This window comes from Muricoccus harenae, from assembly GCF_009848505.1.
Lineage (GTDB): Bacteria > Pseudomonadota > Alphaproteobacteria > Acetobacterales > Acetobacteraceae > Roseomonas > Roseomonas harenae.
The window spans coordinates 19,061-31,960 of record NZ_WWDL01000002.1; the positions used below are offsets into that span (position 1 = coordinate 19,061).

Below are 12,900 nucleotides of genomic sequence, written 5' to 3' on the forward strand. Positions count from 1 at the left end.
TATCCCCGCGTCGGTGGCTGTTGCTCTGGTGGCGCATCTGGTCGAGCGTGCCTGTCTTACTTGCGCCGTGAACGAGGCCATTCCGGGGCCGGCGCGAGCAGACGCGTTGCATACTTGCCTCCGCTGCGGACTAGGAAGCCGACCGCCTCTGGGCGCTACGGGCGACTGCCCGGGCGCGGAAGTGGGGGAGTTGTATGAGCGGAGCCGGAGGAACATGTCATGACCAAGCGACTTGAAGGAAAGCGCGCCTTCATCACTGCGGCGGGGCAGGGAATTGGCCAGGCAATCGCGCTGGCCTTTGTCCGCGAGGGCGCGCGGGTGGTGGCTACCGATCGGGAAGCGGCCAAGCTCGCCGCTCTAGACGGCTGCGAGACCCAGATCCTGGACGTGCTCGACGACACCGCCTTCGCAGGGGCGGTTGCCGCGGCGGGGCCGCTTGATGTGATGGTGAACTGCGCCGGCGTAGTTCACCAGAACACCGCGCTGACCTGCACGGATGCCGAATGGGACGCCGCCTTCGCCCTGAACTGCCGGGCAACATGGAAGGGGATGGCTGCGGCATTGCCGGCGATGCTTGAGCGCGGCCGTGGCACGGTGGTGAATATTGCCAGCGCTGCGGGCTATGCCAAGGCACCACCGAACCGCTTCGCCTATGCGGCCACCAAGGCTGCCGTGGTGGGCATGACGAAGGCGACGGCCTTGGACGTCGTGACGCGGGGGGTGCGCGTGAACTGCATCTGTCCTGGCACGGTGGACACGCCTTCGCTTGGCGAGCGCATCGCCGCCAATGCTGCGGCCGCCGGCGGAACGGAGGCGGCGCGTGCCGCATTCGTGGCTCGCCAGGCAATGGGCCGTTTGGGCAACGCGGAGGAGATTGCAATGCTTGCCGTGTATCTTGCCTCCGATGAGAGTGCCTTCATCACGGGCCAGGCAGTCGTGATCGACGGCGGTTGGACCTTGTAGGCCGACCACCTGAAGCGCCTCGACTCCGGGGGCAGGATCGTGTGCAGGATCCGCTCGCTGACGTTGCGCGTACGCGTGCGGTTATCCTCCACGGAGCCCCGGCGGTGTCTCACCGCACCGACGGGCCGTTCTACTGGAGGCAGGTCAATCCGCAGGGACGAAGTCGCCCCAAGCTAGCATTCAGTGGCTCAGGATAGGCGGTCTTCAACCTCCTCCAATAGTTGCTCGAGCTTTCGCAGACGCACCGGTCCAATTGGGCGGCCAGCATCGTGCTCCTGCGGCGTCGCCCGTTGCTGGGAGCCATGCTCGTCCTGGCGCTCGCTGTTCGGCAAGCGGCTGAGTGGCCGAATCGGCCGCTGCGGATAATTGCCGCCTTCGCGGCGAGTTTCTCGCCGACGTGACCGGACGTGACCGGGCGGCGCGTGGCGGAGCATTACTGCTCGACTGGATTCGCCGCGCGAGTCGGCATCCGCGGACGCGGCGCGTGCGCGGCCGCGTGGTGGTGACGGAGGCGGATCTGCGCGGCGGTCACCGCTTTGAGGACACAATTGCGATCGGCGCCTTTCCGATCGATGTGCACGAGAGACGTGGCACAGCCACACGCCTGGAGCGCATGGGTGGGCCGGACCATCACCACGCCATTCCTCTCGGCTCCCTGATCCCGGTGGCGCTGGATAACGTCCTAGTCGCCGGCCGCGGCATTTCCGCGACACATACGGACTTCGGCGCCCTTCGGATCATGCCTCAGGCCATGGCCATGGGGCAGTCAGCAGGCGTCGCTGCCGCCCTGCCTGCGACGCGGAATAGCCCGGTCCATGAGTTGCGCTTTTCAGATGTGGAAGATGGCCTGTTGAGGCAGGGTGCCGTCTTGCAGGCGGCCTGAGCCGCCACCGGAGGAAACGATGATCTGTGTTGTTCTCCAGCGGGTAGCAGTGACCCTGCTGCTCGCCGTCCTCGCCGCTGCAGGGACCGCAAGCGCCCAGGAGCCCCGAAGCATTGCGGAGCTGTTCAGCCGCGGGCACACGCAGGCCCTGCTGATGCGGATCGAGGTCGGGCTGGCCCGGGTACAGGCACGGCGCGGGATCATCCCCAACGAGGCGGCGGAGGAGATCGCGCGGACCGCGACCATTGAGGCCGTGCCGCCAGCGACTGTCGCGGAGGAGCAGCGTCGGGTAGGGCACCCGCTTGTCGCCCTGCTGAACGCCTGGGCACGTGTGACGCGGAACGGGGCGGTTGAGTGGATCCACTACGGCGCCACCACGCAAGACATCTACGACACCGCGCAGGTCATCCAGACACGGGAGGCCATGCGTCGGATGATTGCGGCCATGGAGCGGGCCGAGAATGCCATGCTGCGGCTGGCTGAGGAGCATCGGGCAACGCTAATGATCGGCCGTACCGTCGGGCGGCATGCTCTGCCCATCACATTCGGCCTCAAGGTTGCGAGCTGGATGGCTGAGAACCGGCGCAACATAGACCGGATGAATGGATGGCTGGCGCGCACGAATACGGGGATGCTCTCCGGTGCGGTGGGCAGCTACGCGGCGCTTGGACCCGACGCGCTGGCCCTGGAGGCGGAGCTGATGCAGGAGATCGGCCTGGGCGAGCCCTGGCCGGTCGATTGGAAAGGCGCCAAGGACATGTTCGCCGAATACGGGGCGCTGCTCGGCATCGCCGCCCGCAGCTGGGCCCGCGTGGCGCAGGAGATCTTCCTGATGCAGGGGGATGACCTGCGCGAGGTCGGCGATCCAGGCTCGGAAGTCGGTTCCTCGACGATGCCGCACAAGGTGAACCCGGGGCGGTCCCGCACCGTTGTCGCGCTGGCTCGCGTGGTGCCGCACCAGGCGGAGGTGCTGCAGGAATGGCAGGTGTCCATCAGGGAGCGCGACCAGATCAGCAATGCCGACACCCTAGGCGAGGTGAGCACCACGATGGACCGGCTTCTGACTGCCGCTGCCGGCATGATGGAGGGGCTTCAGGTCTATCCGGAGAACATGTGCCGCAATCTTGGCCGGACGAACGGCCTGATCATGGCTGAACATGCCATGTTCCTGCTTGGAGAACGCATCGGAGAGCACACCGCGCATGAGGAGGTGCGCCTCGCCGCCCGTGCCGCCTGGGAGCGTGGGACATCGCTGGTCGAGAAGATCGCCGCGAGACCTGGGCTTGCTTCGCTGGTGGTCGAGCTCGACCTTGCTAACCAGCTCAATGCCACGCGCTACATCGGGCTGGCACCTGCAGCCGTGGATCGGACCATCGCGGCCGTTCGCACCGCGCGTGGGGCTGCGCGCCACTGACTAAGTGAGAGCGCCCCAACCTGTGGCCGGAGCTGATCGCGTGGAGTCGCGCGGGATCGTCTTCGGCTGGACCTGCCACGAAAAGGCGGTGAAGGTTGCGGTGTGTGATGCATCCGGAGTCACCTCGGGCGACAGCTTGCGCCGGGGAGCCGGGATTCTCCACCGATGAGGGAAGGCAGAATGCACCAGCTCAATTTGAACGACCGTGTCGCAGTCATCACGGGCGGCGCCCGCGGCATTGGCCTTGCAATTGCCGAACGCTGCGCTGCCAGCGGCGCCAAGGTGGCGATCTGGGACGTCGACCTCGACGAGGCGCTGCGCGTAGCAGGGCGGCTGGACGGCTTCGCCGCTCGCGTGGACGTGACGGATTACGATGCAATCGACGCTGCGGCCATCGAAGTGGAAAGGGCCCTCGGCCCGGTGGACATTCTGGTGAACAATGCTGGCATCACCGGGCCGAACATGCCGGTCGATGAATACGGCATAGCCGATTGGCGGAGGGTGATCGATGTCGACCTGAACGGTGTCTTCCTGTGCTCCCGGGCCCTGGTGCCCCGTATGCGGGTGCGGAACTACGGTCGCATCGTCAACATTGCTTCGATCGCCGGTAAGGAGGGCAATCCGAATGCCGCAGCCTATTCCGCAGCCAAGGCCGGCGTCATTGGCCTCACCAAGTCCTTGGGTAAGGAACTGGCGGCTACCGGCATTCGGGTGAACTGCATCACCCCGTCCGCGGCAGAGACCGACATTTTCAAGCAGATGACTGAACAGCAGATTAGCTACATGCTGAGCAAGATCCCAATGGGCCGCTTTGTTCAGGTGGAGGAGATCGCTGCCCTGGCTTGCTGGCTTGCTTCCGAAGAATGCAGCTTCTCCACAGGTGCCGTGTTCGACATCAGCGGCGGCCGTGCCACTTACTGAAGCGACATGCGCGGCGTGCCAAGACATGGAATATCGTGGAGAGGCGGCTAGCTGTGCTGCGTTGGCGCCGTTCCTCCTAGGCGCAGATATTGTCCCGAGGATGCAGCACTTGCTTGCCTATGTGCTTATTGTACCCAACGGCCAGTTGCTTCGCCCGCGTTGATATGGCGCGGTTGCCACGCTGCTTCCGATCTGCATTCCTGGCCTTCGCCCGCCCCTCCGGGCGAGGGTTCGGGATCAGCCTTTGTCATCAGGTTCCAGAATGCGGAGCCAGCCTGAAGCTGTGCGGCCGACAGAGGCCGCCTACCAATGCCGATCTGACATTCATTGCGGCCCAACTTCCCCTGGCGGATACCGCTACCAATCCGATACGAGTTGGGTGACCCGACTTGCCCCTCAGGTTGGATAAAAGCCGTCAGCGCCCTGGAGGATCCCCTCGAGAGGTGTTGGCGGTTTTTGCGTGCCAGTGCCTCCACCCGCTCTCGCAGATGCCCGTGGCGGCCTTCCCCGGCGAGGGGTGCGGCCACAGAAAGCCCAGGGCTGGCCCTCGCCGGAACAAGGCCGCGGCGTTCCCTATGGCAACCGCTCCGACATCCGCGGCAGGCGGACTGCTTACACTGCGGTCACCATGGCCTGGGCTAGGAACTCCGAGGTGCCCCGAAGAAGAGCGCGGAGGTCGAGCGGCAGCTGCTCAATCTACGAGGCTGCCGCCCACGTCGTATGGCCGTTACTCTGCTGCGCGGAGTTGCGTGAAGCGGTTGGCGGGGCGGGGTAGCCCAAGGTGGTCGCGCAGTGTCGTCCCCTCATAGCGTTCACGGAAAAGGCCGCGCCGGCGCAGGATGGGGACGACCAGATCGACGAAATCATCGAACTGGCCAGGGAAGAACGGTGGCATGATGTTGAAGCCATCCGCAGCGCCCCCGACGAACCACTCCTCCAACGCGTCGGCGATTTGCTCCGGAGTTCCCCAGACGATCCGGTGCCCGCGGGCGCCGGCCACCAGGTAGTAGAGGTCTCGCAACGTCAGGTTCTCGCGCCGTGCCAGATCCGTGAGCAGCTTCGCACGCGAGCGGAGCTGATCGGATTCGGGCAACTCCGGCAGCGGCTCATCCAGCGGGTAGCCCGACACATCATGCCCGAGACGGTCGGAAAGGAGGGCAATGGCCTTGGCCGGATCGATCCAACCCTGCAACTGCCCATAAAGTGCCCGCGCCTCATCTTCCGTGCGACCGATCACTGGGCAGACACCGGGCATGATATGCAGGTGGCGCGGATCACGCCCATGCCGCGCCATGCGCCCCTTCAAGCTCTGGTAAAAGGCGCGCCCTTCCTCGACTGTCTGCTGAGCGGTGAAGACGACGTCGGCCGTACGCGCAGCCAAGTCTTGTCCCGGCTCTGACGACCCGGCTTGGATGATCACTGGATGACCTTGTGGCGGGCGGGACACGTTCAGCGGGCCCTTCACGGAGAAGTAGCGGCCCTTGTGGTCCAGGGTGTGGAGGCGTGCGGGATCGACATAGACATTGGCAGCCTTGTCCTTGAGCACCGCACCGTCCTCAAAGCTGTCCCAGAGGCCGCGCACCACATCGAGATATTCCTCCGCGATGGCATAGCGCTCGTCGTGGCTGGGGTGCTCGCCACGAGTGAAGTTCGAGGCGGAACGGGCGTAAGAGGTCGTCACCGCATTCCAGGCGGCCCGCCCGCCGCTGACGTGGTCCAGGGAAGCGAAGACCCGCGCCGTGTGAAAGGGTTCGCCATAAGTGGTTGAGGCGGTGGCGGCGAGCCCGACGTGGGAAGTCACCATTGCCACGGCCGCGAGTAGCGTCAGGGGCTCCAACCGCGCCACAGTGGATGGATGGGCGTCCGCCCCGCTGGTCAGGCCGTCGGCGAGGAAGAAAAGGTCAAAGGTGCCGCGTTCAGCGGTGCGGGCGACATGCTGGATCAGCGGGAGGTTTTCACCGCCCGCCTGGGCATCCGGATGCCGCCAGCCAGCGACGTGATGCCCTGCCATCTGGGCGAAGAGGCCGAGGCTCATCCGGCGGCCCCCTGAAGTGCGATCCGCTTCAGCGCTCCGGTCGATCACCATGGCCGCCCATCCCTTCATTAGCCCTGTCGGGCGCTTGCGGAAAACACGATGAAAGATCGGGCGTCAAGCCGCGATGCGAGATACGCGATGATCCGCCGACCACCCGATCTGCCTACCAACCGGCAGCCAATTCCGGTATCGATCCGTGCCCCAGACTTCGACAGGTAAGACATTCTATATCCCGCTTTGCCTTTGGAATGTTGTGCCATTTCAAATCGCGGAAACCAGCAATATACGGGCTGTCCGTGTTGAATAGGGTTCTGGCCAGGCCAGGGACGGGGGAGCGAATGGCGCAGGCGCTTATGCCCAACATCGGCCGGCGTGGTCTGACATCTTCACTTCTGGCCGGGCTGGCGGTCGGGGGCAGAGCAAATGCGGAGGAGGTTTGGCCGCAACGTCCCCTGCGCGTCGTTATTCCCTGGCCGCCGGGTGGCCAGGTGGACAAATATGGACGTCCGTTGTTGGACGCGATGAGCCGTATCCTGGGACAGCCCATCGTCATCGAGAACAAGGGCGGAGCAGGGGGGCTGATCGGCGCCGAACATGTGAGCCGGGCACGCCCTGACGGCTACACGCTGCTGCTGACCAACAACACCGCCATCATCGGTAGCGTCGCCAGCAACCCGACCAACGCGCGCTTCGACACAACCGAGGATTTCACCCCGATCGGCATTGTCCAGGAGAGTGCCGGGCTCTTCGTCGCGCATCCCTCTCTCGGCGCCGCGAATTTTGACGAATTCGTCAAGGTCGCCCGGAAGAGCCCGAACCCAATCCCCTTTGCGTCCTCCGGCCCGGGCGCGGCGGCTTCGATGGCGGCGGAGGCGATGCGGCGACACTATGGGCTGGAGTTCCTGGAGGTCGTCTACCAAGGTGGCGGGCCGCGCCTGGCGGCAGTTCTTTCGGGCGAAGTGAAGTTCACCATGTTTGACGTCACCCTCGTGCGCGAACATCTTCAGGCCGGCGCGTTACGGGCCCTGATCGGAACAGGCCCCACCCCCTTCCGCGAGCTTCCGAACGTGCCGAGCTTCGGCGACATCGGCCTCACCGAGTTCGATTTCCGGAATTGGCAGGGCCTGTTAGCTCCCTCCGGTGTGCCGCAGCCCATTCTCACTCGCCTCCAAGAAGCCCTGGGCGAGGCCGCGCGGTCGCCAGCCTTCCTTCAAGCGGCGGAGGACGGTGGCACCGTGATCTTCCAGACGGGGGCGGAAGCCCAGGCGCGGATCGAGCGTGGCTTCCGCGACATACGCCAGTTGCAAGGACGGGGCTGAAGGCCGCACGTACTTCCCTGCGCGCTCAGCGACGGATTGGGTCGAGCCCTGTCTCCGCGATAACCGTTGATGCCTCGGGCGAGCCCAGGAACGCGATGAGCTGGCGGGCTGCCGCCGGCTGACGCGCCTGTGTGGCCACCGCGGCCGAGGCGAAGGAGACGCGCTGCACCTCCTCCGGGATGCGGATGATCTCAATACCCTGGATCGGCAGCAACTCCGAGACCTGCTGCAACCCTAACTCCGCATCACCACGGGCCACCACCGTTCCAATCCGGTCGGGGAACCAGCGCCGGGACTTCGGCAGCACCTGATTCGCGATGCCCAGCCGTTGCACCAGCTCCCGCTCGAAGTAGAGGCCTGATCCGCTCGGCGAATAGGCGATGCTCGGCGCCGCGAGCAGGGCGGCGCGGAGTGCGTCCACGTTGGACATGCCCGGCCGTGGCGTACTGGATCGGACGGCGAAGGCCACGCGGGTTTCAGCGAGGTTTGTGCGACTGGTGGGATCCACGTGGCCAGCCTGCGCCAGTGCCTCAAGAGCCTCACTGAGCGCGAGCACGACATCAGCGGGTTCACCGCGCCCGAGGCGCTGCGGCAGCGCGTCCGCGGCCGGGCCGAAGGAGGCGCCGAAGGCGCTGACCAGCCGGTGACCGGTCCGTCGCTCGAATTCCGGGCGGAGGCGCTGATAGGCCGCTGTGAAGCTGCCGGAGGACAGGACGTGGATCTCCACCCCCTCGGCGCGCGCCACTGGGAGGATGGTCGGCGCGGCCAGTGCACTCAGCAACAGGCGGCGGGAAAGCGGCGTCATTGGTTAGGTCATCCAGTTGGAAGGGATGAAGCGGTATCCCGTGCCGCCGTTCCGGGCGATGAAGCCATGCGCCGGGAAAGGGAAATGATAGCCGGTCACGCGAACGCGGTCTGCGGCGGCACGGTCCAGCATGCGACGCCGGGTGGCCTCGGCCACGGCTGGGTCGAAATCGAACATGACGTGATAATCCGGGCGGCGGACGAACAATTCTGGCCGGTGGGCTACGTCGCCCAGGATCAAAAGCTGGTCCGCGCCGTCAGCCACCAGCCAGCTCACATGCGCTGGCGTATGCCCTGGTGTCGCCACGGACCGGATGCCCGGAGCGACCTCCTGCCCCTCGGCCACTTGGCGGGTGCGTGCCGCATAGGGCCCGAAGCGGCGCGCAACGACGCCGACATGCGTGCGTTGCCGGGCTGGCGCGCCATTCTCGTTGCTGCGGTCAGTCCAGTACCGCCACTCCCCCTCCGGCACGATCAGCTCGGCATTCGGGAAGGCAGCGACGTCCTGAGCCGTGGTCAGACCGACGATGTGATCGGCATGGCAATGCGTCAGCACGACCGCATCGATCTCCTGCGGATCGATCCCCGCAGCCCGCATGTTTGCCATCAGGCTGCCGGCTGTCGGCGCGAGCTGCCCGCCCGTTCCCGCGTCAAAGAGCAGCTTCCGCCGGCCGGTATCGACGAGCACGGCCGTGTAAGTACCAAGGAAGTGGTCCGTGGGCATGAAGCTCTCGGAGAGCAGGCCGCGGACCTCCTCGATCGGCTGGTTCGCGACCACGCCCTCGAGCGGGGCGCGCGCGATGCCATCGAACAGGAAGGTCACCGTGTAGCCACCCACCTGGATGCGATGGAACCCCGGGTTGGAGAGCGCCGGACCGTCAGGTGGAACCCGGGCGGCTGCTACTGCCGGGAGGAATGGGATGGCGGCGGTACCGGTCAGAACAGCACGACGCCGGACGGACAAAGCCATGGAACGCGCTCCTCTCGCCGATTTTGATGGGTCGGCCAGCGCAGGAGGATAGGGACGGGGAGAGCGGACGTCCTATCCCTATCTCACCGAAGCTATAACCCGGCGGCATGGGAAGTCGGAGGCGGGATGCAGGGCCGGTGTCCTCCGGTGGCGTACTGCGATTGGCCACGCCCGGGATACAGGGGCGGTATAATCGGGGCTCATACCTCAGCCAGGGATTTTCATAAGACCGACGCCCCCGCCGCGCATAGCTTGCTCGACCGCCGCGGCGGATCGGGAGGAAACAATGCAGGCGCATGAGCCGGTCATGGACATCGCGCATCTCGGCCATGTCGAGTTGCTTACGCCGAAGCCGGACGAAAGCCTCCGCTTCTTCACCGACGTCATGGGCATGACGATCAGCGGCAGGAAGGGTGACAGCGTCTTCCTTCGCGGCTGGGACGACTACGAACGTTACTCGCTCCAACTGACGGCGTCCCACACCTCCGGCCTAGGACATGCCGCCTTCCGGACCCGCAGCGCGGCCGCGCTCGAGCGGCGTATCGCTGCGCTCCGCGCTGACGGCGTGGAACTGACACCCCACGAGGACAATCTGGGTCACGGCACGGGCTGGCGGTTCCGCGATCCTGACGAGCACATCTTCGAACTCTACTGGGACACGGAATGGTATGAGGGCCCGCCGGACCGTCGCCCCTCCCTCAAGAATCAGGCCGAACGCTACCCCGCCCGTGGTGTGAACGTCCGCCGGATCGATCACTTCAACTGCCTCGCTGTCGACGTTCGTAGCTGCCGCACCTTCTTCGAGCGGAATCTCGGTTTCCGCTGCACGGAGCGGATCGAGTTGGATACCGGCCAGGAAGCGGGGATGTGGCTGACGGCGACCAACAAATCGTATGATTTCGCCTTCACCAAGGAGGCTCATGGCGTCCCCGGCCGCTTCCACCATGTGACCTTCGCTCTCGACAGTCGCGAGGCGGTGCTGCAGGCCGCGGATACCTTTCTCGAGGCTGGCGTCCATATCGAAACCGGTCCCCACAAGCACGCTGTCCAGCAGACCTTCTTCCTCTACGTGTGGGAGCCCGGCGGCAACCGGGTGGAAGTGGCCCATGCCGGGGCACGGCTCATCCTGGCGCCAGACTGGCGGACAATCACCTGGACGGAGGGCGACCGGAGGAAGGGGCAGGCCTGGGGCCTGCAGACTATTGCAAGCTTCCATACCCATGGCACGCCGCCGCTTCCGGAAGGGACATGATGCGCGTGTCCGCGACGTGGATGTACCGTGATGCCGCCGATGCTGCTTCGGCTGAAGCGGGAAGCTACCATCGCCGTAGGCACGGTGCCGACGTGTCGAGGCTTCGCGAACTTCCCTAGCTTCCCTTCCGGCCGTTCGTCCTATCGCTTTTCCCGCGGCTCCTATCAGTGCTGGAGACAGCGGTGAGGCCGCGCTCCTCGAACTCAGCCAGGTGAGCGCGCAGGCAGGCTACGAAGGCGTGGCCTGCAGGCGGCAACGGCCTGTCCCGCGGCAGGATCAGCCCCGCCGGGCGGGGTGGCGCCGGGATGGGAAGTGGCACCACCTTCAGCGTGCCCCGCAGCAGGTCGCCCGCCATCATCAGCCGGGGCATCACCGAGATCAGGTCGGTCGCGTGCAGCATCTCCCGGATGAAACCGTAGGAACTGGAGCGCAGGGAGGCGGCGGGCTGGAGCGCCAGCATCTCGAGCAGGATCTCGATTTCCTGCCCCACGCGCTGACTGACCGTCGGCAGAATCAGGTCGTAGCAGCGCAATTTGTCCAAGGTTGGCGAAGGGTTGGCGAAGACCGGATGCTCGGCGCGGGCGAGAATGGAAATCGGTTCTTCCCAAAGCGGCTCACGCGAGAAGCCGTCGGGGATGGCCGGTTCGTAGAGGCGGCCCACGATCAGGTCGATTTCGCCTGCCGCCAGCTTGGGCAGCAACTCCTCCGTGCGCCCCTGGTCCAGCCGAACCGCGATGCCTGGATGCGCTGCTTTCAACCGGGTGAGCGCGCCGGGCAAGACCCCCGTGGCTGCCACGGGCAGGGTGCCCAGCGCCACCGTGCCGCCTTCGGGATCGGCAACATGGTCAAGCGCCTCGTCCAGCCGGCGCAGCTCGGCGAGGATGCGCCGCGCTGATTGCGCCAGCAGGGTCCCGGCCTCGGTCGGCCGTACGCCGCGGGGCAGGCGGTCGAACAGGCGCTGCTGCAGCATGTCCTCGAGCTCGCGCAACGTCTTGGTCAGGGCTGGCTGGCTGACGCCGATCACCGCCGCGGCCTTCAGGATGCTGCGCTGGGCGACGATCGCCTCCACCGCCCGGAGGTGATGCAGCTTCAAGCGCTGGTCGAGGTAACGGCGGACCGACATGGGCGCTCCCGGCGCAGCTATTCCGGTACCTTATAGCTCGGACGGAAGAAGGAATGGGATGCCCGACCTCCTTCGCGCTTAGGTTGGCGACGGCCCGGCCAAGAACGGGCGGGAGGAAGCGCTATGCACGGGCCCAAGTCCCCAATGGTGCGGGGATGACCGCATCCTTGTCGCGCCGCATCACCCTGGCCTGCCTGCTCGCCACGCCCGGGCTGGTCTCCAGACCTCATCTGGCGCGGGCGCAGCGCGCCTGGCCGGACCGCCCGGTCCGCATCGTCGTGCCCTTCACCCCGGGCGGGTCCAGCGACATTCTTGCCCGCGCCCTGGCGGCGGAGCTGCAGACCGAGTTTGCCCAGCCCTTCGTGATCGAGAACCGCGGCGGCGCCGGCGGCACGATCGGGACGGAAGTCGCGGCCCATGCGGCGCCAGATGGCTACACACTCTTCTTCGGGCATATCGGTACGCTTGCCGTGAACCCCGCCCTCTACCGCAAGCTGTCCTTCGATACGGTGGAGTCCTTCGCACCCATCACCCTGGTCGCCGTCGTGCCGAATGTGATGGTGTTGAATCCGCGAAGGGTGGCCGCCGGTAGCATCGCGGAGCTGATCGCCCTGGCCAAGCAGCGGCCCCGTTCGCTCACTTACGGCACGGGCGGCAACGGCTCGGCGGCACATATCGCGATGGCGGCCTTCAACCTGGCCACCGGCACGGTGATGGAGCACGTGCCCTATCGCGGCACAGCGCCGATGATGAATGACCTGATCGGCGGTACCATCGACCTGACCTTCACCGGCGGCCCGCCCGCCCTGCCGCCGGTGCGTGCCGGCATGCTGCGCGCCCTCGGCGTATCCTCGCTGAAACGTCTCCCCGCGGCGCGGGATATTCCGACAATCGCGGAGCAGGGTGTCGCCGATTTCGAGGCGACCCAGTGGTACGGCCTGCTGGCGACTGCGGGAACGCCAACGGACATTGTCGACCGCCTGAACGCCGCCTCTGCCCGTGCCCTTCGCGGCGAAACGTTGCGGACCCGCCTGGAAGCCGAAGGGGCGGAGGCGGCGCCCGGCACGCCGGAAGAGTTCCGCGGCTTTATTCTCGCGGAGCGCACGCGCTGGGCCGATGTGGTCCGCCGTGCCGAGTTACGCCTCGAATAGGTAGGAAGACGGTTGATGATCATGGCTGATGGCGCCCTGACGACGCATCGGAACACTATCGCTGG

General features: G+C 66.1%; 11 protein-coding genes. 7 read left to right on the forward strand and 4 right to left on the reverse strand.

Annotated features, from left to right (window positions below; translation table 11 throughout):
- Positions 1–219 precede the first annotated feature (219 nt).
- From GSE44_RS02275 to GSE44_RS02290, 4 genes are all read left to right on the forward strand, one after another.
- Positions 220–963 (forward strand): SDR family oxidoreductase, encoded by a 744-nt coding sequence (locus GSE44_RS02275; RefSeq protein WP_159346919.1) that lies wholly within the window; start codon positions 220–222, stop codon positions 961–963.
- 340 nt (positions 964–1,303) lie between these two features.
- Positions 1,304–1,846 carry an FAD-dependent oxidoreductase gene (locus GSE44_RS02280; RefSeq protein ID WP_159346921.1) on the forward strand — a complete coding sequence of 181 codons (543 nt, stop codon included), beginning with the start codon at positions 1,304–1,306 and terminating at the stop codon, positions 1,844–1,846.
- Between the two features lie 19 nt (positions 1,847–1,865).
- Positions 1,866–3,260 (forward strand): lyase family protein, encoded by a 1,395-nt coding sequence (locus GSE44_RS02285; protein ID WP_159346923.1) that lies wholly within the window; start codon positions 1,866–1,868, stop codon positions 3,258–3,260.
- A 180-nt stretch (positions 3,261–3,440) separates the two neighbouring features.
- The gene (locus GSE44_RS02290) at positions 3,441–4,181 is read left to right on the forward strand and encodes an SDR family NAD(P)-dependent oxidoreductase (RefSeq protein WP_159346924.1); all 741 of its coding nucleotides are present in this window, start codon (positions 3,441–3,443) and stop codon (positions 4,179–4,181) included.
- Between the two features lie 727 nt (positions 4,182–4,908).
- Here GSE44_RS02290 and GSE44_RS02295 read toward each other — a convergent pair.
- Positions 4,909–6,216, reverse strand: a complete 1,308-nt coding sequence (locus GSE44_RS02295) for an LLM class flavin-dependent oxidoreductase (protein WP_201305901.1) — start codon at positions 6,214–6,216, stop codon at positions 4,909–4,911.
- A 353-nt stretch (positions 6,217–6,569) separates the two neighbouring features.
- Here GSE44_RS02295 and GSE44_RS02300 point away from each other — a divergent pair, with 353 nt between their 5' ends.
- Complete coding sequence (locus GSE44_RS02300) at positions 6,570–7,535, forward strand: Bug family tripartite tricarboxylate transporter substrate binding protein (protein WP_268893619.1); 966 nt, start codon at positions 6,570–6,572, stop codon at positions 7,533–7,535.
- Positions 7,536–7,560: 25 nt separating this feature from the next.
- Here GSE44_RS02300 and GSE44_RS02305 read toward each other — a convergent pair whose 3' ends face one another.
- Complete coding sequence (locus GSE44_RS02305) at positions 7,561–8,340, reverse strand: substrate-binding domain-containing protein (protein WP_159346930.1); 780 nt, start codon at positions 8,338–8,340, stop codon at positions 7,561–7,563.
- A gap of 3 nt (positions 8,341–8,343) precedes the next feature.
- Positions 8,344–9,309 carry an MBL fold metallo-hydrolase gene (locus tag GSE44_RS02310; protein ID WP_159346932.1) on the reverse strand — a complete coding sequence of 322 codons (966 nt, stop codon included), beginning with the start codon at positions 9,307–9,309 and terminating at the stop codon, positions 8,344–8,346.
- 286 nt (positions 9,310–9,595) lie between these two features.
- Between GSE44_RS02310 and GSE44_RS02315 the strand changes: the two genes are divergently transcribed.
- Positions 9,596–10,561, forward strand: coding sequence for a catechol 2,3-dioxygenase (locus GSE44_RS02315; RefSeq protein ID WP_159346934.1), 966 nt, complete (start codon positions 9,596–9,598; stop codon positions 10,559–10,561).
- Between the two features lie 115 nt (positions 10,562–10,676).
- Here GSE44_RS02315 and GSE44_RS02320 read toward each other — a convergent pair whose 3' ends face one another.
- Positions 10,677–11,684, reverse strand: a complete 1,008-nt coding sequence (locus GSE44_RS02320) for a LysR family transcriptional regulator (protein WP_159346936.1) — start codon at positions 11,682–11,684, stop codon at positions 10,677–10,679.
- Positions 11,685–11,851: 167 nt separating this feature from the next.
- Between GSE44_RS02320 and GSE44_RS02325 the strand changes: the two genes are divergently transcribed.
- Complete coding sequence (locus GSE44_RS02325) at positions 11,852–12,835, forward strand: Bug family tripartite tricarboxylate transporter substrate binding protein (RefSeq protein ID WP_235924512.1); 984 nt, start codon at positions 11,852–11,854, stop codon at positions 12,833–12,835.
- Positions 12,836–12,900: the final 65 nt, after the last annotated feature.

Coding starts and splice junctions, on each gene's coding strand:
- GSE44_RS02300 (WP_268893619.1), top strand. CDS start 6,570: ATGCCCAACATCGGCCGGCGTGGTCTGACATCTTCACTTCTGGCCGGG.
- GSE44_RS02275 (WP_159346919.1), top strand. CDS start 220: ATGACCAAGCGACTTGAAGGAAAGCGCGCCTTCATCACTGCGGCGGGG.
- GSE44_RS02290 (WP_159346924.1), top strand. CDS start 3,441: ATGCACCAGCTCAATTTGAACGACCGTGTCGCAGTCATCACGGGCGGC.
- GSE44_RS02295 (WP_201305901.1), bottom strand. CDS start 6,216: ATGAGCCTCGGCCTCTTCGCCCAGATGGCAGGGCATCACGTCGCTGGC.
- GSE44_RS02305 (WP_159346930.1), bottom strand. CDS start 8,340: ATGACGCCGCTTTCCCGCCGCCTGTTGCTGAGTGCACTGGCCGCGCCG.
- GSE44_RS02315 (WP_159346934.1), top strand. CDS start 9,596: ATGCAGGCGCATGAGCCGGTCATGGACATCGCGCATCTCGGCCATGTC.
- GSE44_RS02285 (WP_159346923.1), top strand. CDS start 1,866: ATGATCTGTGTTGTTCTCCAGCGGGTAGCAGTGACCCTGCTGCTCGCC.
- GSE44_RS02310 (WP_159346932.1), bottom strand. CDS start 9,309: ATGGCTTTGTCCGTCCGGCGTCGTGCTGTTCTGACCGGTACCGCCGCC.
- GSE44_RS02320 (WP_159346936.1), bottom strand. CDS start 11,684: ATGTCGGTCCGCCGTTACCTCGACCAGCGCTTGAAGCTGCATCACCTC.